The 24,054-nt window shown below is 37.7% G+C and carries 21 protein-coding genes and 3 tRNA genes; 2 read left to right on the top strand and 22 right to left on the bottom strand.

All coding sequences use genetic code 11. The annotated features are described in order from the left end of the window. Nucleotides 1-105 precede the first annotated feature (105 nt). The 6 genes from M3225_RS27595 to mscL form a co-directional block, all read right to left on the bottom strand. Nucleotides 106-1,179 (bottom strand): ABC transporter substrate-binding protein, encoded by a 1,074-nt coding sequence (locus M3225_RS27595; protein ID WP_251400435.1) that lies wholly within the window; start codon nucleotides 1,177-1,179, stop codon nucleotides 106-108. Continuing rightward, complete coding sequence (locus M3225_RS27590) at nucleotides 1,176-1,982, bottom strand: ABC transporter permease (protein ID WP_251400433.1); 807 nt, start codon at nucleotides 1,980-1,982, stop codon at nucleotides 1,176-1,178. The genes M3225_RS27595 and M3225_RS27590 overlap by 4 nt, the downstream gene beginning before the upstream one ends. A 1-nt stretch (nucleotide 1,983) precedes the next feature. Next, nucleotides 1,984-2,784: an ABC transporter permease gene (locus M3225_RS27585; protein WP_251400432.1), complete on the bottom strand. Its 801-nt coding sequence runs from the start codon at nucleotides 2,782-2,784 to the stop codon at nucleotides 1,984-1,986. Next, entirely contained in the window at nucleotides 2,774-3,883 is a 1,110-nt protein-coding gene (locus tag M3225_RS27580; RefSeq protein WP_251400430.1) for an ABC transporter ATP-binding protein, read from the bottom strand. Before M3225_RS27580 ends, M3225_RS27585 begins: the two co-directional genes overlap by 11 nt. Nucleotides 3,884-3,903: 20 nt before the next feature. Further along, nucleotides 3,904-4,446, bottom strand: a complete 543-nt coding sequence (locus M3225_RS27575; protein WP_251400429.1) for a helix-turn-helix domain-containing protein — start codon at nucleotides 4,444-4,446, stop codon at nucleotides 3,904-3,906. A 426-nt stretch (nucleotides 4,447-4,872) separates the two neighbouring features. Then, nucleotides 4,873-5,268: a large conductance mechanosensitive channel protein MscL gene (gene mscL / locus M3225_RS27570; protein WP_251400428.1), complete on the bottom strand. Its 396-nt coding sequence runs from the start codon at nucleotides 5,266-5,268 to the stop codon at nucleotides 4,873-4,875. A gap of 280 nt (nucleotides 5,269-5,548) precedes the next feature. Here mscL and M3225_RS27565 point away from each other — a divergent pair, with 280 nt between their 5' ends. After that, the gene (locus tag M3225_RS27565) at nucleotides 5,549-6,085 is read left to right on the top strand and encodes a L,D-transpeptidase (RefSeq protein WP_251400426.1); all 537 of its coding nucleotides are present in this window, start codon (nucleotides 5,549-5,551) and stop codon (nucleotides 6,083-6,085) included. A 37-nt stretch (nucleotides 6,086-6,122) separates the two neighbouring features. Here the strand turns inward: M3225_RS27565 and M3225_RS27560 are convergent, their stop codons facing one another. From M3225_RS27560 to sigW, 12 genes are all read right to left on the bottom strand, one after another. Continuing rightward, nucleotides 6,123-6,608: a VOC family protein gene (locus tag M3225_RS27560; protein WP_251400424.1), complete on the bottom strand. Its 486-nt coding sequence runs from the start codon at nucleotides 6,606-6,608 to the stop codon at nucleotides 6,123-6,125. 89 nt (nucleotides 6,609-6,697) lie between these two features. Continuing rightward, nucleotides 6,698-7,840 carry a mannitol-1-phosphate 5-dehydrogenase gene (locus tag M3225_RS27555; RefSeq protein WP_251400422.1) on the bottom strand — a complete coding sequence of 381 codons (1,143 nt, stop codon included), beginning with the start codon at nucleotides 7,838-7,840 and terminating at the stop codon, nucleotides 6,698-6,700. 5 nt (nucleotides 7,841-7,845) lie between these two features. Next, complete coding sequence (locus M3225_RS27550; RefSeq protein ID WP_251400421.1) at nucleotides 7,846-9,936, bottom strand: BglG family transcription antiterminator; 2,091 nt, start codon at nucleotides 9,934-9,936, stop codon at nucleotides 7,846-7,848. Nucleotides 9,937-9,996: 60 nt separating this feature from the next. Beyond that, nucleotides 9,997-11,889 carry a PTS mannitol transporter subunit IICBA gene (locus M3225_RS27545; protein ID WP_251400419.1) on the bottom strand — a complete coding sequence of 631 codons (1,893 nt, stop codon included), beginning with the start codon at nucleotides 11,887-11,889 and terminating at the stop codon, nucleotides 9,997-9,999. A gap of 160 nt (nucleotides 11,890-12,049) precedes the next feature. Beyond that, the gene (locus tag M3225_RS27540; protein ID WP_251400417.1) at nucleotides 12,050-13,156 is read right to left on the bottom strand and encodes an SH3 domain-containing protein; all 1,107 of its coding nucleotides are present in this window, start codon (nucleotides 13,154-13,156) and stop codon (nucleotides 12,050-12,052) included. Between the two features lie 158 nt (nucleotides 13,157-13,314). Then, entirely contained in the window at nucleotides 13,315-14,031 is a 717-nt protein-coding gene (locus M3225_RS27535; protein WP_251400415.1) for a YebC/PmpR family DNA-binding transcriptional regulator, read from the bottom strand. 893 nt (nucleotides 14,032-14,924) lie between these two features. Beyond that, a complete protein-coding gene (gene glmS, locus M3225_RS27530) occupies nucleotides 14,925-16,727 on the bottom strand; it encodes a glutamine--fructose-6-phosphate transaminase (isomerizing) (RefSeq protein ID WP_251400413.1) in 1,803 nt (600 codons plus the stop codon). Nucleotides 16,728-17,157: 430 nt separating this feature from the next. Continuing rightward, nucleotides 17,158-18,504: a phosphoglucosamine mutase gene (gene glmM / locus M3225_RS27525; RefSeq protein WP_028411905.1), complete on the bottom strand. Its 1,347-nt coding sequence runs from the start codon at nucleotides 18,502-18,504 to the stop codon at nucleotides 17,158-17,160. A 28-nt stretch (nucleotides 18,505-18,532) separates the two neighbouring features. Further along, the gene (locus tag M3225_RS27520) at nucleotides 18,533-20,083 is read right to left on the bottom strand and encodes a CdaR family protein (protein ID WP_251400411.1); all 1,551 of its coding nucleotides are present in this window, start codon (nucleotides 20,081-20,083) and stop codon (nucleotides 18,533-18,535) included. Next, nucleotides 20,076-20,897: a diadenylate cyclase CdaA gene (cdaA, locus tag M3225_RS27515; RefSeq protein WP_251400402.1), complete on the bottom strand. Its 822-nt coding sequence runs from the start codon at nucleotides 20,895-20,897 to the stop codon at nucleotides 20,076-20,078. Before cdaA ends, M3225_RS27520 begins: the two co-directional genes overlap by 8 nt. Nucleotides 20,898-21,089: 192 nt before the next feature. Next, the gene (locus tag M3225_RS27510) at nucleotides 21,090-21,695 is read right to left on the bottom strand and encodes an anti-sigma factor family protein (RefSeq protein ID WP_013081391.1); all 606 of its coding nucleotides are present in this window, start codon (nucleotides 21,693-21,695) and stop codon (nucleotides 21,090-21,092) included. Nucleotides 21,696-21,709: 14 nt separating this feature from the next. Further along, nucleotides 21,710-22,273, bottom strand: coding sequence for an RNA polymerase sigma factor SigW (gene sigW, locus M3225_RS27505; RefSeq protein WP_013054969.1), 564 nt, complete (start codon nucleotides 22,271-22,273; stop codon nucleotides 21,710-21,712). Nucleotides 22,274-22,437: 164 nt separating this feature from the next. On the opposite strand from sigW, the gene M3225_RS27500 reads away from it, so the two are divergent. After that, entirely contained in the window at nucleotides 22,438-22,599 is a 162-nt protein-coding gene (locus tag M3225_RS27500) for an aspartyl-phosphate phosphatase Spo0E family protein (RefSeq protein WP_013054968.1), read from the top strand. 81 nt (nucleotides 22,600-22,680) lie between these two features. Here the strand turns inward: M3225_RS27500 and rocF are convergent, their stop codons facing one another. The 4 genes from rocF to M3225_RS27480 all read right to left on the bottom strand — a co-directional run bounded on the left by rocF (nucleotide 22,681) and on the right by M3225_RS27480 (nucleotide 24,000). After that, entirely contained in the window at nucleotides 22,681-23,580 is a 900-nt protein-coding gene (rocF, locus tag M3225_RS27495) for an arginase (RefSeq protein ID WP_251400400.1), read from the bottom strand. Between the two features lie 164 nt (nucleotides 23,581-23,744). After that, a tRNA-Ala gene (locus M3225_RS27490) sits at nucleotides 23,745-23,820 on the bottom strand. Between the two features lie 23 nt (nucleotides 23,821-23,843). Next, a tRNA-Gly gene (locus tag M3225_RS27485) sits at nucleotides 23,844-23,918 on the bottom strand. 9 nt (nucleotides 23,919-23,927) lie between these two features. Continuing rightward, nucleotides 23,928-24,000, bottom strand: a tRNA-Lys gene (locus tag M3225_RS27480). Between the last annotated feature and the right edge of the window lie 54 nt (nucleotides 24,001-24,054).

Below are 24,054 nucleotides of genomic sequence, written 5' to 3'. Positions count from 1 at the left end.
TTATTAGCTTTACTCGTTTGTATTTTATCTTTCCTCTTGCTATCACGCAACTGAATTTACAAAAACAATAAAGAACTCACGTATAAAGACCTAATTAAGTTCCTTTTATTTACGGTGCATTTTAAATTCTAAAAATAATTCATTGTAATAAGCAAGCATTCGTTTGCCTAAGTTTTTATATACTTCAAGCTTATTGGTTAGTTCTTCATCCGGATAAAAACGTTCATCCTCCGCTACTTCTTTCGGCAAATAATCTAACGCTTTTTTATTAGGCGTAGAGTACCCTACATATTCCGCATTTTGAGCAGCGTGTTTAGGATCTAGCATAAAATTCATGAATTTATGCGCACCTTCTACGTTTTTAGCCGTTTTTGGAATAACCATGTTATCAAACCATAAATTCGAGCCTTCTTCTGGAACAACGTAATTCAGCTTATCATTCTCACTCATAATTTCAGAAGCATCACCTGACCAAACAACGCCAATTGCCGCTTCTTCATTTGCGAGGAGCATCTTAATCTCGTCTCCTACAATGGCTTTGACATTTGGTGTTAGTGTATCAAGCTTTCTTTTTGCTTCTTGAAGATGGGCTTTATTCGTATCATTTAATGAATAGTTTAAGCTATTTAGTCCCATTCCCATCACTTCTCTAGCACCGTCTGCAAGTAAAATTTGATTTTTTAGCTTAGGATCCCATAAATCATTCCAACTCTTTATCTTCTTACCATGAATCATATCAGAGTTATAAACAATACCTACAGTTCCCCAAAAATAAGGGATGGAGTACTTGTTGCCAGGATCAAAAGATAGGTCTAAAAAACGCGGATTAATGTATTTTAAATTAGACAGCTTCGAATGGTCGATTGGCAATAGTAAATTTTCTTCACGCATCTTGCTAATCGCGTACTCAGACGGCACAGCAATATCAAATGTAGTACCGCCTTGTTCAATTTTGGTCATCATTGCTTCATTCGAATCAAAGGTCTGATAAATGACTTTAATCCCGGTTTCTTTTTCAAACTGATTCACTAAGTCAGGATCAATATAATCTCCCCAATTATAGACAGTCAGCGTATCTCCTCCAGAGTATCCTTCGGCATTGTTCAAATGATGAACCACATACATAAGAACTAAAGAAAGGATGACGATGAAGATAAACGGCTTTGCTAATTGCTTCATTTTCCAGTCGCCACCCCTTTCACTTTATTGCTATTTCGCTGACTAATAAAGTAATAACCAATCACAATCAGCACGGTAAACATGAAAATAAGAGTAGAAAGAGCATTGATTTTCAGCGATACCCCTCTTCTTGCTAACGAATAAATTTCTACTGAAAGCGTAGAAAAACCATTCCCGGTCACAAAGAACGTAACCGCAAAGTCATCCAAAGAGTAAGTTAAAGCCATAAAAAAGCCTGCAAAGATACCCGGACGAATAAACGGCAATACCACTTTCGAAAGTACTTCGAAGCGGCTTGCGCCCAAATCGCGGGCTGCATCGAGCAGTGTCGGACTCATTTCCTGCAGCTTAGGCAGAACCATGATGACCACAATCGGTACACTGAATGCAATATGCGCTAATAATACCGATATAAACCCAAGCTTTACACCGATAATGGTAAATAGAATTAAAAAAGATGCGCCAATAATAACATCTGGACTAACAATTAACACATTATTAAATGTTAACAGCGTATTTTGAATACGTCTGCGCTTCACGTATACGATAGCAAGTGCTCCTATCACGCCAATAATAGTTGAAATAACCGAAGACAATAGTGCAATAATTAAGGTATTCAATACAATAATGAGCAAACGTGTGTCTTGAAACACTTCTTTGTACCAATCTAACGTGAATCCTTCAAATTCACGCATGTTTCCTCCGCTGTTAAAAGAGTAATACATTAAATAAAAAATGGGAGCGTATAAAATGAAAAATACAAAAAATAAATAAAGGTGGCTGAACTTCCACTTTCTCTTCATTTTACACACCTCTCTTTCCAGTGCCTGTTATGAGCATCATAACGGCCATCGCAATAATTAAAAAGACGGCAATTGTGGCTCCCATGCCCCAATCCTGCGTCACTAAAAAATGCTGTTCAATGGCTGTCCCCAATGTAATGACGCGGTTTCCAGCAATTAAACGCGTAATCATAAAGAGGGACAGTGCTGGAATAAAAACAGCCTGACAACCTGATTTTACCCCTTCTAGCGTTAGCGGAAATACCACACGCTTAAATGTCACCCATGAAGATGCCCCTAAGTCTCGCGAAGCGTAGATAAGCGAGGGATTAAGTTCTTCTAAAGAGTTAAAGATCGGCAAAATCATAAAGGGGATAAAAATATACACCGATACAAATACAAAACTAAAGTCAGTAAATAAAATTTGATGAGTACCAAGTCCCAGAAATTCAGTAAATTTATTAACCGTACCGTACGTGCCAAATATACCTAAAAAAGCATAGGCTTTTAATAATAGGTTAATCCACGTGGGTAAAATAATTAGTAGAAGCCAAAGCTGCTTATGCTTAAGCTTCGTTAGTAAATAAGCTGTAGGATAAGAAAAAACCAAGGAAAATAACGTAATTAAAAAGGCATACCAAAATGAGCTCACAGTCATCTGTAAATAAACAGGGGTAAAAAATTTCTTATAGTTTTCAAGCGTCAGCTCATTATCGATGCTGAAAAAAGAATAATAGACAACTAATACAATGGGAGCAACTACAAAAAGCAAAATCCATAACACATACGGGACTAAGTAAATATTTCTTGATTTAGTTTGCATGGTGATCCTCTTCATAACCTTCGAGTCGCTTATCAAATTCTTCTTCCGTTTCATTAAATCGCATAACATGAATAGCTTCAGGTTCAAAATATAAACCAATTTCTTCGCCAACCGTTGCCTTTTTCGTAGAGTGAACGAGCCACTCATTCCCTGCATGGTCATAGCCTAAAATTTCATAATGGACTCCCCTAAACAGCTGTGAATCTACACGAACCTGCAGCTTTCCTTGATCGGAGCTTGTAATTGCTAAATCTTCAGGTCGAATCACAATTTCAACCTGCTCATTTTGGTTTAATCCTTGATCGACACATTCAAATTGTTGGCCGCCAAACTCCACTAAGAAGTCCGCAATCATTTTACCTGGCACAATATTTGATTCACCAATAAAATCGGCAACAAAACGATTGATTGGCTCATCATAAATATCTGTAGGTTCCCCGCTTTGCTGAATTCTTCCTTTATTCAAAACAAAGATTTCATCGGACATCGCAAGCGCTTCTTCTTGATCGTGCGTAACAAAAATGAACGTAATACCTAGACGGCGCTGTAATTCTCTTAACTCGTATTGCATCTCCGTACGCAATTTTAGATCAAGAGCTGAAAGCGGCTCGTCCAGTAATATGACTTCAGGCTGATTTACAATTGCTCGTGCAATTGCTACACGCTGTCTTTGACCGCCTGACATTTCCTTTATTTCTCTATTTTCATATCCTTCTAGGTTAACAAAACGAAGGGCTTCTTTAACTTTTATCGCAATATCAGCATTTTTCATCTTCTTGATTCGAAGACCAAATGCTACATTTTCAAATACATTCAAATGCGGGAAAAGCGCGTAGTCTTGAAAAACCGTATTAACCTGACGTTTGTTAGCCGGGACATCATTAATTCTTTTCCCATTAAAATAAATCGTTCCGCTCGAAGCTTCCGTAAAGCCTGCAATTAATCGTAAAATAGTTGTCTTTCCACATCCCGATGGACCTAAGAGAGTATAAAACTTCCCTTTTTCAATTTCAAAGCTTACATGATCCAATACAACTGAATCATTATCATATTGCTTGGTCACATTTTTAAATTGAATAATTGTATTCGTAGATGCCATTTCACTTCACCTCTTTTGTTCTATAAATAAGACTCTGTCGCCACAATAATTAACTCTGTTATCCCATCATGAGCATTTAAAATCTGATGTTCTTCAGAAGCTTGAAAATAGATGGTCTCTCCCTGTTTGGCTTCATATATTCTTCCTCCAAGCTTCACCCTCACACACCCGCGCAAAATGTAGCCAAATGTTTCTGAAAGAGAAGGCTCAAACCTCTTAAATGCACCTTTTTCATGAAGAATAAGACGAATTGGCTCCATTTCTTTTTCGTTTGATTCATGCACAAGCCACTGAATATGATAACCTTTTTCATCTTCGCAATAACTCGTGTAGTCTTCCTCTCTGTACACAACCTTTTGAACATGCGTATCAATTTCGAAGAATTCTTTCGGTTCGCAACCTAGCACTTCCAAAATACTAAAAAATGTTTCTAAAGAAGGTGAACTTAAATCACGCTCTAGCTGCGAAATATAGCCTTTGCTTAAATCAGTACGTTCTCCTAGCTCTTCTTGTGTTAAACCTTTTTTTAATCGTAAATTTTTAATTTTCTTTCCTATTTCCATACTCTCGATCCTCAACTGTATTTAAAATTAGCAAACAGCATGAATGATTGTTCATGCTGTTCCAAACTCAAGTTTTGTTTTACTTAACTTAAAGTTTACTTTTAACCTTAAAATATTATACATGAATTATTTTTTAGTACAACCTTAAAACTAAAAAAACAAAACAAAACTCCTTTTAGACGTAACGACACTGTATAAAAACGCTAAACATCCCGCATTTTGCTAGAGAAATATTTGCACACATCTTTAAGCTTCTTATCTACAAAATCTTAACATTTTTAAAATTCCTATCTCTCTCGCTTTCACGCCTAATTTTCCCATGCTCATACCAATAACATTTCCCGAGAAATTTCACACGAAAAAAGCCCGCTTTTCTTATGAAAAGACGGGACTTTTAGCCGTTCTATACGTATGTAAAGATCGCTGTTATGAACGCTCTTTCACTGCTTCTGCTTTTAGTAAATCACGAATTTCTGTTAAAATCTCTTCTTCTTTTGTCAGAACAGCCACTTCTTCCTCTACTTTCTCTTCTTCTTTTCTCTTAAAACGATTAAAGAAACGAATAAATAAGAAAATCGAGAATGCGACAATTAAGAAATCAACAATCGTTTGAATAAAAGATCCATATAATACCGTAGCATCTCCAACTGTAAAGGATAAATCTTTAAAGTCTATCCCTGCTAACAACAAACCAATCAGCGGCATAATAATATCATTTACAAGAGATGTCACAATTTTTCCAAATGCCGCTCCAATAATAACACCAACCGCTAAATCTAATACGTTTCCTCGCAAAGCAAACTCTTTAAATTCTTTAAGCATCTGTTTCTTCCACCTCCTGCCCTTTATTTCAAACTTTCATGATAATACATCCTAAATTAAACATACAAGGTGCATTTTCATTTTTCTCTTTTTTATGAGATATGTACCAGACCTTTAGTTGTATTTCTGCCCAGATTTTTACTTTATATTCGCGTGTAAATAAAATGCACTTTCAGTTTTCATTCAGGAAAGGTTCATGTTCAGTCCATTTTCCTTTTATACACTAATAGCATGTAATTCATCAAATATGTAATCTAACAATAGAGGAGATGGCTAGAACGTGAGAAAAATTCTACTGCGAGCAGTTGCTTTATGCCTCGCAGCTATTATCAGCATTTCTTATACAACAAGCACGGTGAATGCAAGTGAAAACGCAGCAAGTGAAGATTTAATTATTATTAATAAAAAAACAAATCAGCTTGCTTATTTTCATAATGGAAAGTTAGAGAAGGTGTATTCAGTAGCTACGGGAAAAACATGGAGCGATACGCCGGTAGGTTTTTTTAAAATTGTTAACAAAATTAAAAATCGCCCTTACTATACAGGGCATATTGCAGGAGGTGCCTCTAATAATCCTCTTGGCTCCCACTGGCTAGGGCTTAATGCAAACGGAACAACCGGGGACACATACGGTATTCACGGCAATAACTCAGAATCTAGCATTGGCAAATATGTGAGCCACGGCTGCGTACGAATGCATAATGCAGATGTTGCGGAATTATTCGATAAAGTGGAAGTAGGAACACCTGTAAATATTACTTATTCATCAAAAACCTTCGAGGAGCTGGCAAAGGTATACGGCTACGGGCAGCCGTGAAAAAATAAAAGCTTATCCAAAGAATTTGGATAAGCTTTTATTCTTCTCTATTCCCATACATGAGCTCCGTACTATGTGAATATAGCTCAATAATATTCCCAAACGGATCTTCGCAGTAAATTAAGTAATAAGGTTTGCCTGGTCTTGTATTCCATACTTGGCTACGCTTTTTACCGCCTGATTGTTCAATTTCATCCGCTAATTTTTCCACGTCATCGGCTATTAAACACATGTGAAAATAACTTTGATACCGCTCATCATTGCCTTTTAATACAAGAGGCATTTGCGGCTTATTAAATTCAAACAGTTCAATGCCTACCTGGTTGTCAGCTGTCATGTGAGCATTTTTCATTTTTTTGATATGAGACCCCAGTAAATCTTGAGTCATATTTTCAGCTTTTTCTTCCTCAGCATTAAACCTATAGGGGCCAGCAATCAGCTTAAAGCCTAAAACTTGTTCATACCACTGCACGGCTTCTTCTACATCAGGTACAGCTAACCCAACGTGCGTAATAGCTACCATTTTATCACCCTCCTATACACAAACATTCCCTTTCTACAAAAAGAAAAACAGTCCACCTAAAATGGACTGTTTACACGCACCAAATTCTTTCACAACTTTAAAGTATTGTATTGAGTAATGATTTCTTTTGTTAAGTCATCACTTGCTTCTAATCCACTAACTTCTTTTAATACATACTCAATACCATACTCATTAATATTGGCTTGAATCTTCATAGCTTCTTCATCTTCTTGCGCGTCAAACAGAAGCGCAGCGGCAATAGCCTTCGCTAAGTAGGTATAAGAAAGGTCCGCTTTTTTTGCTTCTAACGCTGGACGAATCAAACGATCTTGAGGCCCAAGCTTGCGAATTGGCGCTCTTCCTACCCTTTTAACTGAATCATTTAAATGAGGATTCTTAAAGCGTTCAATAATTTTAACAATATAGGCTTCGTGTTCCTCTCTGTCCAAGGCATATCTCTTGATTAGATAGTTTCCTGTTTCTTGAAGCGTTTGCTGCACTTGTTCGTAAATATTTGAATCTCTTAACGTTTGATCAATCGTTTCTTTTCCTTTTAAATAACCAAAATATGCAATAACCGCATGTCCCGTATTCACTGTAAATAACTTTCTTTCAATAAAAGGAGCAAGGTCAGACACAATCGACATTCCTTCTACAAAAGGAATGTCTTCAGTTGCTTCTACTACCCATTCATAATAGGATTCTACTAAAACATCTAGCGAACCTTGGTTGTGTTGAATAGGTACGATACGATCTACAGCTGAATTGAAGAAAAAGACCTTATTTATCATACGCGCTTTTGTCTCTTCATCAAGCACGTCAAAAATATAGCCTTTTAATAAATCTGTCGCAGAGATTTGATTTTCACATGCAATAACATATACATTTTCGTCACTTGTTTTCACGCGCTCATCCAAACCTTTAGCAATTAAAGGAGCAATGCGTGGCAGGATGTTGGGTCCGATGGCCGTTGTAATGTACGTTGCTTCTTTAATCGCTTCAATGACTTCTTGTTCTTGTGTAAGATTATTTAAACCAGATACGTTTTGAATAGCTAATGTCTCCGGGTGCTCTGCAGCTGTTACTACGTTATACCTTTTATCCGTGTTTAACTGATTGATAATATTTTCAGCAATATCTACAAATGTGACGTGATAATTACTTTGAGAAAACAATGCCCCAATGAATCCTCGACCAATATTGCCTGCTCCAAAATGAACTGCTTGTTTCACAAAAATCATTCCTTTATCAAATTATTTCGAAGGTACTCATGAAACGTATCTTCTAACTTTTTGCGAATTACCTCTTCGTTCGAAGACGAAAAAATCATCATTGCTTCATGGTCCTCAATTAAACTGGTACTAATTAAACTTAAGATTTCTTGCTGTGCTTCACTTAACTCCTCAGGTGCGAGCATTAATAGAAGGTTACGCGCCTGCATGTTTGTTCCGTCCATACCTTTAACTGTGCAAGGCTGTTCTAAATGTGAAACTTGAAAAATCAGCTCTTTCACGTGATGTTCACGGCAATGGAACAGTGCCATACTCGTCTGTGGAATTCCTAAACCACCTTTGTTTTCCCGTTCCTTAAGCTGATGAATAACGCAGCTGGCATTGGTTATCAAACGTTCTTTTTCAACGGCGTTTACTACGTGCAAAATCACCTGATCGTGACTCACTCTATCCGAAAATCGATACATTCTAAGGTTTTGAAGAATTGATTCGATACTTCCATGCACATCTTTAATTTGCTTCATCGTTTCCTCAAAAGACGGTTTTTCTATAGAAGTGGTCTTATTTGTATATTGAAAAGAACGATAGTCTTTATCTTTGGTTAACTTTTGAATATTTTTCTGTAAAAAATTCTGAACGGATTGAATGTCCTCTTCGGTTAAGAGTGGATTGACTAAAATGTAATCTACATTAAAAAAAGGAAGTCTTACTGTTGAAATCACTACGTCATACCCTTCAAGCGCAGCTGCTTTGATTTCTTTTACCGATTTAATAACAACTGAATTAATCTCCGGAATCTCTTTACGAATACGGCTAGCTAACATTTTTGAGGTGCCGATTCCAGTTGGACAGACAATCAGTGCCTGAATTTCCATGATTTCTTCTTTTAGTACTAGCGTTGAACCAAAATGCAAAACAAGATATGCCACTTCATCATCTGGAAAAACTAAATCCGGCAACTCTTGATCGATACTGTTTCTTACAGCCATAAATAAAACAGGGTACTTTTTCTTAATCTCTTCTGTTAATGGATTAAAAAGCTCCATTTTCTGCTTGAGACGAAAGATTGCTGGTTCCATATGAGCAAGCAGCCCTTGGTAAAGGGAAAAATCACCGGTTAAGTCGATGTTGAGCTGAACAGAAACATGAGCAATCATATTTTTGATAATCTGCCCAACCACTACGCTGTCGTAATATACGTCTCTTGTAGTTTGGAACTTCGCTGCACGCAGCCGTACTGCTAAGAAATGAATATCTTTTTCTGTAAAAGAAAGAGAAAATACCCGTTCAATTTCGCGGCAAATATCCTTCATTAAGAACATTTCACTCGCCAGCTCTTCCGTTTGGCCGCCGTCGTCTTCTAGAAACATTTGCTTTTTCGTTCGCTGCATCATAATGCAAATATGAACAATGAGCCCTATATAATCGCTGTCAGCCAGCTTAGAATGATGCTGATTAATCGCTTGATGTACAATTCGGTCTACTTCTGTTAAATAATCTGGATAAAAATAATGCAAAATCGTTTCATTTGTATGCTGCTGATTTTCTACTAGAAACAAGCACTCAATTAACTCTTCGTTAAAGTGAACAAGAAAATAATTAGCTAATGCGTTTCGTTTATTGGCTTCAGTGGCTTGAACCTCTACTCCCACCCCTCTCTTTCGATGAAGGAAAACGTCAAATGTTTTTAACCACTCTGTTAATTCATCTAAATAAGCAGTTAGTGTAGTAATACTTACTCCTAAGTCTTTAGCCAGTGTTTGTAATTTAAAGGAATCTCCTTCTTCTAGAAGAAGAATTAAAAGAATTAATTTTCTCTCCTGTGGAGACTGATCCGTCGTTTTAATCTTCATCAGCTCTTGGATAAGACGAAAAATTTGTTCATTTTTACCTTCAATCATTAGTCCTTCATCTTGTGTACGAATCAGCCTCAAATCAAATTTTTCAAGTATTGATTCAATTGCCTTCAAATCTCGGTGAACGGTTCTTACACTTACATTCAAAAAAGTAGCAATCGAAAGTGCTGTATGCTTTCCTGCCGTTTTAATAATTAACTCAATGATTGATTTTTCTCTTGAAGTAATAAACAAGAACATCAACTCTTTTCTTATTTATAAACAAAGGATAAAAAGGCATCTTCATGCCTTTCTATCCCGTTAGTTACTTTGAATAATAGCCATTAATTCTTTAGCTGATTTGGCATGAACCATCTTTTCAATATTGCCCATATCGGAACATGTAATCGCGATACCAGATAAAATTTCTAAATGAGTGCCGTCTTTTCCAGCAATTCCAAAGATCAAACGAACTTTCTCGCCATCAAAATCAACGCCTTCTGGCACTTGAATCACTGTAAAACCCGATCTTAAAACGTTCTTTTTCGCTTCTTCCGTACCGTGCGGAATCGCTACGTCATTTCCCATATAAGTAGAAGTCATATTATCGCGCTCAATCATCGCTTCAACGTAGTTTTCTTCTACATATCCGCCTTTTACTAACACACTCCCTGCAAATCGAATGGCTTCTTCCTTAGAAGAAAAGTGCTGATTCAAGAAAACGTTTTCTTCTAGTAGTAAACCATCATTACTATCTGTATTATTTTCTGCAGATACTTTCTTTTCTTCTTCCGCGTTAGAAGTAGTATGATCATTTTTTAGTTGATCAATTAGTTTGTCATATTCCGGACTAGATAGAAAATTATCAACAGAGATATGATACGCATCTGGAACCTTGTTTTGGGCTCTTGGCGTTAGCTCTTCCTGTGTAATAACGATTTGAGCATCATTTGGAATATTACTAATGGCTGTATTCGTCACCGAAATATTTAAATCTGCTTGTTTAACTTTCTTGCGAAGAAGAGAGGCGCCCATTGCACTCGATCCCATGCCTGCGTCACAGGCAAAAACAATTTTTTGAACGTTTACTGGTACTTCTCCTTGCTGTTTTGTAAAGCTTCCTGCTACAGAACTCTTCTTGCCTTTCATCTCTTGCATTTTGCGAGCTGCTTCGTCTAAATCTTCTGTTTGCTTACCTGTTTTTAAAATTAGTGACCCTACAATAAACGATACGACAGCTGCAACAAGGACACCGGAGATATTTGCAACATAGCTGCCTGCATTACCTGGTGTAGCAGCTAAAATGGCCAAAATACTTCCGGGTGATGCAACCGCTTGTAAGCCTCCACCTAAAAGAACAAATGTAAATACGCCGCTCATTCCTCCTAAAATAGCCGCAATGATTAGAAGTGGACGCATTAAAACGTAAGGGAAGTAAATTTCATGAATTCCACCAATAAAATGAATGATGGCTGCTCCCGGCGCTGACTGTTTTGCTGTTCCTTTCCCAAAGAAGCAATACGCTAACAGAATTCCTAATCCCGGGCCAGGATTTGTTTCTAATAACAATAGAATAGATTGTCCATTTGTTCGAATTTGTTCTGCTCCAATCGGAGATAAGATACCGTGATTAATAGCATTGTTTAAGAATAAAATTTTAGCCGGCTCAATTAGAATACTTGTAAGAGGAAGAAGACCATGTGCGACCATCCAATCTACACCCACTACAAGTGCACCTGTAAATCCGTCCACAGCTGGACTAACCCCTAAAAAGGCTAGAATTGCTAGAATTCCTCCAAGAATACCTGCTGAGAAATTATTAATTAACATCTCGAATCCTGTTTTGACTTTACCTTCAATAAACTGATCAAACTTCTTGATGATATAACCGCCAAGCGGTCCCATAATCATAGCGCCAAGAAACATCGGAATACCAGATCCAACGATGACTCCCATGGTCGCGATAGCGCCTACAACGCCTCCGCGCTGATCGTGTACAAGCTTTCCTCCTGTGTAACCGATTAGCAGTGGCAGCAAATACTTGACCATTGGATCAACTAGTTTGGCAAGGCTTTCATTTGGGAAAAAGCCTGTTGGAATAAATAAAGCAGTAATAAGTCCCCATGCAATAAATGCTCCGATATTTGGCATAACCATTGAACTTAGAAAGTTCCCAAACTTTTGTACAGCTACTTTTATATTAGATTGAGCCATTTGCTCTCTTCCTTTCTCTACAAGATGATACTTTAATCGTAAGAGATTAAACGCTTTCATTCAATGATTAGGAAAACTAACTTTGTCGTACCAAAGACAGACAAAGCTTTTAATTACATAAAAAAGCAGCTGAATGGTATGAGTTCAGCTGCTTTCTAACTTAATATTTATCTAATTCACTTACAGGAGATTGAATAATAACTGGATTTTTCTCTGGATTTAACCATTTTAATATAGAGACAACTTGTTCTTTAGAAGTAGCCGTACATCCTGCTGTATAATTTGTTCCTACATGGAAGAAGATTGCACTTCCCTTTCCTGGAGTTCTAGATTCATTATAATTAATGACAAACCCATAATCGTAAGCGGGAATGTCCATATTCTCAGCGCTCGTCCAGCGACCATTAGCTGGCTTTTGCTGCCACGTATTATATAGAGAGCTTTTTGAATCGTCTACCCACACATCATTTGATGTAATCTTTCGATATGGAAGCTTAGTTCCAGGATTTTCATAGCGTCCGAATGCTGTGCCAATTGTGTATTTACCAGTCGGAGACTCCATGTCGCCTTCTTTTTTCGATAAAGCGAATCCTTTTTGTCCAAGTACACCGTTCGCGGTTAAAACTTGCTTCCAGTTTCCATCAACTTTTTCAAACGTTTGAATTTTAGCAGACTTCGTATCGTAGTTATCTGCTGTAACCAAGATAACTTGCTGAGCGTTACCTAACGTTTTAAAAGAATCGACTACGAGCTTTGGAGATGCTGTAGCTGAAGCCTGTACATAGTCACTGCTTACATAGCCTGTGCGGCCGTTGTAGTTAATTTTGTACCAGCTTCCGCTTTTGCTCACCACGGACAGCTTCTGGCCTTTGGTCACACTTCCAATAGCTGCATAGTTGGTACCTGCTCCGCTTCTTACGTTCAGCTTGCTTGCCGTTACTATGTAGGTTGTGCTTTCTGCTGGTGGAGTTGCTCCTGATGCTTGTACATAATCGCTGCTTACGTAGCCTGTGCGGCCGTTGTAGTTAATTTTGTACCAGCTTCCGTTTTTGCTCACCACAGATAGCGTTTGATCTTTCACTACGCTGCCGATAATCCCGTAAGTCGTTCCCGCTCCGCTTCTCACATTTAGCTTGCTTGCCGTTACTTTATATGTAACTGTCGCTGCATATGCCTTACCTTGATTTTCCCCAATTGAGCTAAAGCCAGGCGTTATAGCCGTTGCAAGAGTAGCTGTTAATGCCATCCCCACCATTAATTTTTTCAACTGCTTTCCCTCCATTTATTTCTTATAAAATTCTAATATTTTCTATACTTAATTCATTATCTTACCATATTCCAATCGAAGGGAAAGGGTCAATAGATGCTTTTCGCAGGTCCTATAAAAAAAGACAGACCCTTTTGATAGGCCTGCCTCGTTCACTATTATCCTAAATCAACGTTGTGATATACTTGCTGCACATCTTCTAAGTCCTCTAATGCATCAATCATTTTTTCAAACTGAGTTTGTGCATCTTCAGGAAGAGTTACATCATTTTGAGCAAGCATCGTTTGTTCAGCTACTGTAAATTCCGTGATACCAGCATCGTTGAACGCTTTTTGTACCGCATGGAATTGATCTGGATCAGCATAAACAATAACAGAATCTTCTTCTTCTAAAATGTCACGCACGTCTACATCTGCTTCCATTAACAATTCAAGTGCTTCTTCTTCATTCTTACCTTCTACACCAATAACAGCTGTTGGATCAAACATGTACGCTACTGATCCGCTTACTCCCATATTACCGCCGTTTTTACCAAAAGCAGCACGCACGTCTGAAGCCGTTCTGTTTACGTTATTCGTAAGAGCATCCACGATAACCATTGATCCGTTTGGTCCAAAACCTTCGTAACGAAGATTATCGTAATTTTCTTCTGATCCGCCTTTTGCTTTTTCAATCGCACGGTCAATAATTGCTTTTGGCACATTGTATGTTTTCGCGCGTTCTAATACAACTTTTAACGCTTGGTTTGATTCTGGATCTGGCTCGCCTTGTTTCGCAGCCACATAAATCTCACGGCCAAACTTGGCATATATACGACTTGTATTAGCATCTTTTGACGCTTTCTTTTCTTTAATATTGTTCCACTTACGGCCCATATTGTTTCACTCTCTTTCAAAATTGAATCTAATAAAATAAATAGGCAATGATATATCCGTTTTTATTATACATCAATTCCCTCTTATCTTTCGAGTTTAATACCTAAAAAAGAAAAGCAATCTTTTGGTATATTTCATTAACTAAATAAATGAGAAAACCATTTGATAACAGGCCGAATTATTTTTGTATACACTTTTTTAAGCGGTTTATATATAAATGTCATCCAAAACCAGCGTAAAGGATAGTAGATCATATGAATTGCGATCCACTTAACTCCCTTCCAGAACCAGAGAAAGATACGCTGACAGAATAAAATCACAGGGAGAACAATTTCATTGTAAGAAGGCAGCACAAGGTATTTCCAAAACAGATAACAAGGGTAACAAACTAGATACAAAATAGGGTATACAACATACCTCCATATAAATCTAGTTATAGGCAAAAAGAATCGTTTCCAAACGAAGAGAATAAAAGGTATTATGGTATTCCATAGCCAAGAAATAGGATAAACGAACAGAAAACGTATAATGTATATCCAAATGAAATAAATGACAGGTTGAATGATTCTTTTTCCTATCCATATGAGGGGCTTAGCGATTAAATATATCCATATTTTACACAAAACTTGAAATACAAAATAAAAGGGAAAATACAAGACAAAAAAGATGCCTCGCAACGCGTACTTTATACTTTGAGCCACTCCACTAATGTTTTTCACATCCTTTTTAAACTAGCCAAAGTTCGTTCATTCACCTATTCTATTATATAAAATAAATGGAACAAGCAAACACATTTTTAGCTCAATAAGACGTATGTACAAAAACAGCGATTTATTCTTTTTCTTGGACATACAAAAACACCCTTCTGTAATAGAAGGGTGTCTAGAACCTTATTATTCTACAGTAACCGATTTTGCTAAGTTACGTGGTTTATCTACATCGCAATCGCGGTGCAATGCAGCGTAGTAAGAGATTAATTGTAAAGGAATAACCGCTGCTAGTGGTGAAAGTGTTTCGTGAACTTTCGGAATCACATAGCGATCTTCTTCCGTTTCTAATCCTTTCATTGAGATGATACAAGGATTAGCTCCACGTGCTACTACTTCTTTTACGTTACCACGGATGCTTAAGTTTACATGCTCTTGTGTTGCTAATGCAATAATTGGCGTATTGTTTTCAATTAAAGCAATTGTTCCGTGCTTAAGCTCTCCTCCAGCAAATCCTTCTGCTTGGATGTAAGAGATTTCTTTTAGTTTTAACGCACCTTCTAAACCTACATAATAATCTACAGAACGTCCAATAAAGAATGCGTTGCGAGTTGTTGCTAAGAATTGAAGAGCAATGCTTTCCATTTCCTCTTTGTCGTCGCAAAGTACTTCCATGGTGTTTGCTACGATTGCTAACTCTTGAACTAAATCAAATTCTAATTCAATTCCGCGCGCCTTTGCTGTTACAGCCGCTAGAATTGATAGTACTGCTAATTGAGCTGTATAAGCTTTTGTTGATGCTACAGCAATTTCCGGACCTGCATGAAGTAATAACGTATAATCAGATTCACGAGATAATGTTGACCCCGGAACGTTTGTGATTGTTAACGCTTTGTAACCTAGTTCTTTGATCTGAACTAATACTGCACGGCTGTCAGCTGTTTCTCCACTTTGAGAGATAAAGATAAACAATGGCTTTTCAGATAAAAGCGGCATGTTGTAAGAGAATTCACTTGCTACGTGCACTTCTACTGGAACCTTCGCCCACGTTTCAATGAATTGTTTACCTACTAAGCCTGCATGATAGCTTGTTCCACATGCTACGATATAGATGCGGTCTGCTTCATCCATTGCTCCTAAAATGTCTGCATCAATGTGCAGTTCATTGTTCTCATTTTGATATTCTTGAATGATTTTACGAACAACTAAAGGCTGCTCGTCAATTTCTTTTAACATATAGTGAGGGTACGTACCTTTTTCAATATCACTTGCATCAAGCTCTGCTGTATAAGGTGCTCTTTCTACCACTTCACCATCAAGCGTTTTAATTGTTACGCCTGCTTTTGTAACAATTACTGTTTCTTTATCCATTAATTCTACGTATTGATCTGTTACTTGAAGCATTGCCATAGCATCGCTCGCTACAACGTTAAATCCTTCGCCAACACCTACAAGAAGCGGGCTTTTATTTTTAGCTACGTAGATTGTGTTTTTATCTTCGTTATCAACAAGAGCTAGTGCATAAGAACCGTGAAGCAAGCTTACTGTCTTACGGAACGCTTCTTCTACATCTAAGCCTTCTGCTGCGATTTTTTCAATTAACTGAACGATTACTTCTGTATCTGTTTCGCTTTTGAACGTTACATCTTGTAAATATTCACGTTTCAAAATAGCGTAGTTTTCAATTACACCGTTATGCACAAGTGTGAAGCGTCCAGATGTACTTTGATGCGGGTGAGCATTTTCTTGGCTTGGTACACCATGAGTTGCCCAACGCGTATGACCGATACCTGCTGGTGCTACAATACTGTTATCTACTGCTTGACGCAATTCTGCAATACGGCCTTTTTCTTTGAATACGTGTACGCCTTCATTGTTAACAACTGCAATACCTGCTGAGTCATAGCCACGATATTCTAACTTTTCAAGACCACGTAATAAAATTTCTTTCGAATCTTCTGTTCCAATATATCCTACAATTCCGCACATAGATAAAATCCTCCTTCATGTATGAAAAGAGAGACTCTTTTCATCATCAATGATTATCATCTCAATGTTTTTGTCCAATAAGTCACCTCATTGTTTTTCACATCAAGTTTTCGGCCGTGATAATCAACAACCGGGAGGCATCCGCCGATACTTCGATAAACCTCCTCCTCGTCAACTAAGTCGTTTCCGTCCCTTTACTTAGTTCAGGCGCTTTGTATTCACTTTTAAAATAGATTGTTCACTCCTTTACATAAATTAAGAGACGAACAGATTTAATATTACAATAAGAAGTGAGAAAACGTCAATTATCTTCTTTATTATCTGTAAAAACAGCCTTTGGCATCAGATAATTTCCAAGAATTTTTCTCAACAATATAAAAATATGCATAAGCAGCTTGAAACGTCACCGCTTATGCATATAATTAATGAATTACTCTAAGCCCATTTCTTCTTTTACTACTTCTACGATACGCGTTACATAAGTCTCACATTCTTCTTGTGTTTGTGCTTCAACCATAACACGTACTAACGGCTCTGTTCCTGAAGGACGTACAAGTACTCGACCATTACCGTTCATTTCTTTTTCCACTTCTTCAATAACCACTTTTACCTTCTCATTATCTGTAACATGATGCTTATCCGTTACTTTTACATTTACAAGAAGCTGAGGATATTTCTTCATTTCAGCTGCTAATTCTGATAAAGGCTTTTTCGTTGCTTGCATAATGTTTACAAGCTGAATAGCTGAAAGCATACCGTCACCTGTTGTGTTGTAATCTAAGAAAATAATATGACCTGACTGTTCTCCACCTAGGTTATATTGATTAGCTTTCATTTCTTCTACTACATAACGGTCGCCTACACCAGTTTGTGCACTTTCAATCCCGCTAGCTTCTAGTGCTTTATAGAAGCCTAAGTTACTCATAACGGTAGAAACAAGCGTGTTTTTCTTTAAACGTCCTTGTTCATACAAGTATTTTGCACAAATGAACATGATTTGATCACCGTCTACAATCTCGCCTTTTTCATCGATTGCGATTAAACGATCTCCGTCTCCATCAAATGCTAACCCAACATCCGCTCCTTTTTCTTTTAAGAAGGCACTTAATGCTTCCGGATGTGTAGATCCTACACCGTCATTGATGTTTAATCCGTTTGGTGATGCCCCCATTGTAGAGATATCCGCATCTAAATCTGCAAATAAATGTGCTGCTAAAGATGACGTTGCCCCGTGCGCACAGTCTAATGCAACATGAATACCTGAGAAGTCTTCATCAACCGTTTGTTTTAAGTATTGAAGATATTTTTGTCCACCTTCGAAGTAGTCATTTACCTGACCTAAATCTCCTCCAACAGGTCTTGGTAATTGATCTGTTTCACTATCCATTAACGCTTCAATTTCATTCTCTTGTGCATCTGACAGTTTAAATCCATCTGGACCAAAGAATTTAATTCCGTTATCCTGAACCGGGTTATGTGAAGCAGAGATCATGACTCCTGCTTGTGCGCCAAGTGCTTTTGTTAAATACGCTACCCCTGGAGTTGAAATAACGCCTAATCGCATAACTTCTGCACCAATTGAAAGCAAGCCTGCAACAAGCGCTCCTTCTAACATATGACCAGAAACGCGTGTATCGCGTCCGATTAATACTTTTGGTCGCTCTGCATCTTTTGTTAGAACGTAACCACCTAAGCGTCCAATTTTAAAAGCAAGCTCAGGAGTTAATTCACTATTGGCAACTCCTCGTACTCCGTCTGTTCCAAAATACTTACCCATTAATTTTCTCTCCTTCATGTCAAAACATTTAGTTTCCTGATGTATTATCTGTCTGTCCATCTACGGGTGTAGAATTTTCATCACTTTGATTACTACTGTCGTCACCAGTTTCTGTACTATCTGTTGGTGTATCTGTATTGTCTTCAGGTGTGTCAGTCTCTTCGTTTGGTTTATCAGTTGAATCACCTGAATTTCCCGTCTCAGGATTTGTTCCTGATCCAGTTCCCGTGTCTGGCTTTGTTTCTTTATCGCTCGTGCTTCCACTTGTTTCTTTATCTGTTTGCTCATCATTTGTCCCTGATTGTTTTTTCGCTGTTACACGAACTTTTGCCTGTTTAGTCGATAGGGTTGATGTAACAGAGTCGGGACTATTTATTATAATAGGAACCGTGTGCTCCCCTGCAGATAAATTCCCTACATTCGCTGACAAGCTAATGCCGCCTTTCGTCAACTTATCTAAATCAGGTTTTGGTCCTTTTACATCTGCATCTACTGAAGTAGGAGAAAGCAGTTCATACGTGTACTTTGAGGATTGACCAGTTAAAGAAACCGGTAAATTCTTAAATGACTTAGTCTCAGCTGCACTTGCGTCCGCTTCTTCTGCGTCTTTCTCATCACCTTGTTCGTCTACTTCCACATGAACGGTAATTTGTTTAGGACTTACACTATCTATTCCGTCTGGGACAGGGACGTTCACCTTAATATCTTTAGATTTTGTAATACCGGTAACATCGACTGGAATATTATCAATTTTATTGATTTTTTCTAAAGAATCAGATGGACCGATAATTTTCACTGCATCTGTTTTAGGCTCTAGCTTCGTAATGTTGACACCGTCACCTGGCGTGCCTTCTTGAATCACATCGATCGGCACTTTTTTACTAATATTTTTCACTGGGATCGTTACATTGACCGTTTCTGGTTGAACTGTTACATTCAATTTATTTAAATTCTTATCTAGTGCGACAACAGTTGCTTGTTTCGTCACTGTTTTTGAAGCATTATCTAGATCAATAATGGCTTTCACATAAGCAACTTGATCTAATTGACTTGATGCGCCCGTTACCGTGACAGCTCTTGGACTAACGGTTGCTTCCCCTGCTTCATATCCATTCTTGACTTTGTTTTTATCATAACTTGCCTCTACTGAAAACTGTTTTGAATCGCGTTCTTCAATTGTTACGTTTACAATATCAGGCTTAACCACTACGTTTAAATTATCAGAGATATTTCGATACTGAACCTTGACTCTATGCTGGCCTAAGCTTAAATTATCAAGGTCAATATAAGCTTGATAATCTTTTTGTAGCTTTGTTTGAGCCAAAATATTTTTAGGACCTTCCAGTGTCATAATAACCGTATCCGGAACACCTCTTACAATTCTGTTCTTCTCATTGTAGGATACTTGAACCGGAACATCTGTTAATGTTTCTACTCCAGTGTTGGCAGAACTGCTTCGGTTCAGAATCTTATTTGATGAACTGGCACCATCATCTAAATTAACAGATAAATATAACATGAAAGCTAACAGCAACGCGATAATTTTCATAACCCACGATCGATTCATCAATTTATCCATTCTTCTTCGACCTCCATTGCCAACGAGTGGAAGAAGTTGCTTTAGAAGTTGTGACTAATTCTTTTTCTAGCATTTCTCTCAATGTATCAATTGTCAATTCACGATACAATTCACCATTTTTGGTAACGGAAATGCCTCCAGTTTCTTCAGATACAATGACAGTCACACTATCTGTTACTTCACTTATTCCTACAGCAGCACGATGGCGAGTACCTAATTCTTTTGAAATAAAAGGACTTTCAGATAAAGGTAAGTAACATGCTGCAGCGGCTACTTGATTCCGCTGTAAAATAACCGCTCCATCATGAAGGGGTGTATTCGGTATAAATAAGTTGATTAATAATTCAGAAGAAACATTAGAGTTGAGCGGTATACCGGTTTCAATATAATCACCCATACCCGTCTCTCTTTCGATTGAGATCAATGCACCTATGCGTCTTTTAGCCATATAATGCGTTGCTTTTATAATAGCCTCAATCGTAACGGTACGTTCATCTTCTTCAGGCAAATTACTGCGTGAAAACAAACGTCCTCTCCCAAGCTGTTCAAGCGCTCGGCGCAGCTCTGGCTGGAAGATAATAATGATAGCTAAAAACCCATACGTTAACGCTTGGTCCATTAACCATTGCAGCGTATTTAGTCCAAGGAAGTTACTTATAAAGCGGACAACTAAAATCACCGTGATTCCTTTTAAAAGCTGTACTGCTTTTGTACCTCTTATGACCATAATTAATTTATATATGACGAACCATACCAGGAGAACATCAACAATTTTTCCTAAATATGAGAGGATTGGCAGGTCTCCAATAGGCATCTTCTCACTTCCTCTATATATGTAATAAAGATAACATAACCGTTTTATTATACCATAAAACAAAATTACACTGTAAATTACATCTTATTTTTAAATCCTTGTTCCTATATACAATGTAGCCTTCTTTTTATAAATAAAACCGCCCACTGCTCCTCTCTAACAAGATAAGCGGACGGTTTTATGTTTCAACTATTAAAAGTCAACAGCTTGTTTGGCATGAGTTTTGACGTTATACCATACCCAGTCAAAAATCTTGTCTAACTCTTCAATATTGCCTGTCACTTCTCCTGCAGAAGCTAGGTACTTATCACCATGTATAACAGTAACGTTTCCATCTACTTTTCCTTCAATTTTAATATCGCCATTTCTCACAGTAATATCACCTTTGACGGTCTCACCTTTTGGTACAACGACTGTTTTATCGTGAATGACCAGGTTCGGCTGCTTTGAAACAGAAAAGTCTTCATCCGTTTCCCAAGCTGAAAACACCGTGCCGGACATTAACAGCACAAATACAGCAGCTGCACTAAGAATCGGATGGTTTGTAAACCATCTATTCATTCGAATTCGATTCTTCTCACGTGGTAAACCGGCCATAACACCTGCAGTAAAGTTCATAGGTAATTCTATATGAGAAGTGCTTTGCACAAATGCAATGGTTCTCTTTAACTGATGCATATGCTGCTGACAACCTTTGCATTGATGCAAATGCTCTTTTAATAACAGTTCATTTTCTTTTGTAATATCTCCATCTAAATGCTCATGAATGAGGTTTACATACATTTTTGGACATTTCATTCTTAGTTCACTCCTTACAAGTGGCGAAGTCGATTTCTTAAAGCTTCACGTCCTCTGTGAATTCTAGTCTTTACCGTACCAAGAGGCAGGTCTAAAATATCGCTGATTTCTTTTAACGACAGCTCATCTATATATTTTAGGACAATGACAGTTCGATATTTCTCAGGTAGCTTTAATATTTCCGACTGAATGAATTCTTGCAATTCTACTTGCTCTAGCTCTTCCTCTGGTAAGGCCTGATCGGCAGCTATTTGAGAGTACATATTTAACCCGTCGGTCCCGGCTACTTCTGCATCTAAATAATAGTCTGGCTTTTTTTTACGAATTCGATCAATACAAAGATTTGTAGCAATTCGATATAACCAGGTGGAAAACTTTTTACTTGTGTCATAACTATGAATATTTACATAGGCTCGAATAAACGCTTCTTGTGCAGCGTCTTGCGCTTCTTCCCGGTTTCCCAGCATTCGATAACATAGATGAAAAAGTTTATCCTTGTGATATTCTACTATGTCAGCAAACGCATCTTGGTCACCTTTTTTTACTTTTTTTATTTTTCTTTTTAATAATAAATCCATGTAACGGTTACCTCCGCCCATTGCGGGATAGTATATATACGTGTACTTTATCATAAAGTTTCACTTATGCTTAATTATTTTAACAAAAATTTGTCAAATACGTTTAAAAAGATCGTACGTAGGTTATGTAATTAGTATAGATGAAAAGAAGAGGAGTGGAAAGCTTGACTCATACAAAAGAAAACCTTTTGAATCAAATTGAAGAATGTAGAAATAACATGGTCACTCTCGCAGCAGAAAATCCTTTATCATCACTAACAGTGGTGAGAGTAAGCTCAGAGCTAGATGGTTTATTAAATGAATATGAAAAGTTTTTCTCCATATAAAGAAGCTCTCGAATCCGAACTAAGAGCTTCTTTTTTTATCTTTACATATATTTCATGTACCTTTTTGTAGGTACTAATGTTTTATACTAATTTTTCTCCTAAAAGTGAGCCCATTAATGCAACAGCTACGGTAGCTGTTTTATTCCGTTCATCTAAAATAGGATTAACTTCCACAAACTCGGCAGAAGTGATTAGCTGAGATTCTGCCAACATCTCCATAGCTAAATGACTTTCTCTGTAGCTTATTCCACCGATAACTGGCGTTCCTACTCCAGGTGCATCATGTGGATCCAGTCCATCTAAATCGAGTGATAGATGAACGCCATCTGTTTTATCACGCAAATATAAAATTATTTCTTCCATTACTTTTGTCATACCCATTCGATCTATCTCATGCATCGTATACACTTTAATCCCTTTTTCCTTTATTAGCTCTTTTTCCCCTTCATCTAAAGAACGTGCTCCAATAATCACAATATTTTCAGGCTTGACTTTAGGGGTATAACCACCAATTCGAGTCAATGCTTCGTCTCCTATACCTATACTTGCTGCCAATGGCATACCGTGAATATTTCCTGAAGGAGACGTATCTGCTGTATTTAAATCTCCGTGTGCATCATACCAAATCACGCCCAAATTTTTATAATGACGACTTACTCCTGCTAGTGTTCCGATAGCGATGCTGTGATCTCCCCCTAGCACTAAAGGAAATCTTTTATTTGTAATAACATCACTTACGGTCTGAGCAAGTCTCTCGCTAGCATCCGCTACAGCTTTTAAATTCTTTAAATTTGTATTTTCATCACTATGTACTCGTTCAGCTAAGGCAATTTCAATATTCCCTTTATCTTCTACACTATATCCAATATTCTCAATGCGTTCAATAACACCTGCATATCGTATCGCACTTGGTCCCATATCGACCCCTCGGCGAGTTTGACCTAAATCCATTGGTACTCCAATAATTGAAAGCTTATTCATAATATGTCCCCCCATCACAAATGTTGCTACCCTCTTATTGTAACGGCTAAATGAGCGATGGCTCAACTCGACACTTTTTTGAATATATATACAATTCTATTTTTGTAGAAACAGCACAAAAAAACCTTTAAACAAATTGCTTAAAGGTTGTACGTTTAGATGTATGGTGGAGCCTAGCGGGATCGAACCGCTGACCTCCTGCGTGCAAGGCAGGCGCTCTCCCAGCTGAGCTAAGGCCCCAATATGTTTTTTTTATATAGAAATGGAGCGGAAGACGAGGTTCGAACTCGCGACCCCCACCTTGGCAAGGTGGTGTTCTACCACTGAACTACTTCCGCTTATTAAAATGAGCCATGAAGGACTCGAACCTTCGACCCTCTGATTAAAAGTCAGATGCTCTACCAACTGAGCTAATGGCTCTCTATGGCTGGGCTAGCTGGATTCGAACCAACGCATGACGGAATCAAAATCCGT

The sequence above is a fragment of the Priestia aryabhattai genome (assembly GCF_023715685.1).
Classification (GTDB): Bacteria; Bacillota; Bacilli; order Bacillales; family Bacillaceae_H; genus Priestia; species Priestia aryabhattai_B.
Note: the sequence above shows the minus strand (reverse complement) of the source record. Positions and strands in the feature narration are given on the sequence as shown.

Bases quoted from the DNA above. Each gene is read 5' to 3' on its own strand.
- M3225_RS27595 (WP_251400435.1), bottom strand. From the start codon at position 1,179: ATGAAGCAATTAGCAAAGCCGTTTATCTTCATCGTCATCCTTTCTTTA.
- M3225_RS27590 (WP_251400433.1), bottom strand. From the start codon at position 1,982: ATGAAGAGAAAGTGGAAGTTCAGCCACCTTTATTTATTTTTTGTATTT.
- M3225_RS27585 (WP_251400432.1), bottom strand. From the start codon at position 2,784: ATGCAAACTAAATCAAGAAATATTTACTTAGTCCCGTATGTGTTATGG.
- M3225_RS27580 (WP_251400430.1), bottom strand. From the start codon at position 3,883: ATGGCATCTACGAATACAATTATTCAATTTAAAAATGTGACCAAGCAA.
- M3225_RS27575 (WP_251400429.1), bottom strand. From the start codon at position 4,446: ATGGAAATAGGAAAGAAAATTAAAAATTTACGATTAAAAAAAGGTTTA.
- mscL (WP_251400428.1), bottom strand. From the start codon at position 5,268: ATGCTTAAAGAATTTAAAGAGTTTGCTTTGCGAGGAAACGTATTAGAT.
- M3225_RS27560 (WP_251400424.1), bottom strand. From the start codon at position 6,608: ATGGTAGCTATTACGCACGTTGGGTTAGCTGTACCTGATGTAGAAGAA.
- M3225_RS27550 (WP_251400421.1), bottom strand. From the start codon at position 9,936: ATGTTCTTGTTTATTACTTCAAGAGAAAAATCAATCATTGAGTTAATT.
- M3225_RS27545 (WP_251400419.1), bottom strand. From the start codon at position 11,889: ATGGCTCAATCTAATATAAAAGTAGCTGTACAAAAGTTTGGGAACTTT.
- M3225_RS27535 (WP_251400415.1), bottom strand. From the start codon at position 14,031: ATGGGCCGTAAGTGGAACAATATTAAAGAAAAGAAAGCGTCAAAAGAT.
- glmS (WP_251400413.1), bottom strand. From the start codon at position 16,727: ATGTGCGGAATTGTAGGATATATTGGAACAGAAGATTCGAAAGAAATT.
- glmM (WP_028411905.1), bottom strand. From the start codon at position 18,504: ATGGGTAAGTATTTTGGAACAGACGGAGTACGAGGAGTTGCCAATAGT.
- M3225_RS27520 (WP_251400411.1), bottom strand. From the start codon at position 20,083: ATGGATAAATTGATGAATCGATCGTGGGTTATGAAAATTATCGCGTTG.
- cdaA (WP_251400402.1), bottom strand. From the start codon at position 20,897: ATGCCTATTGGAGACCTGCCAATCCTCTCATATTTAGGAAAAATTGTT.
- M3225_RS27510 (WP_013081391.1), bottom strand. From the start codon at position 21,695: ATGAAATGTCCAAAAATGTATGTAAACCTCATTCATGAGCATTTAGAT.
- sigW (WP_013054969.1), bottom strand. From the start codon at position 22,273: ATGGATTTATTATTAAAAAGAAAAATAAAAAAAGTAAAAAAAGGTGAC.
- rocF (WP_251400400.1), bottom strand. From the start codon at position 23,580: ATGAATAAGCTTTCAATTATTGGAGTACCAATGGATTTAGGTCAAACT.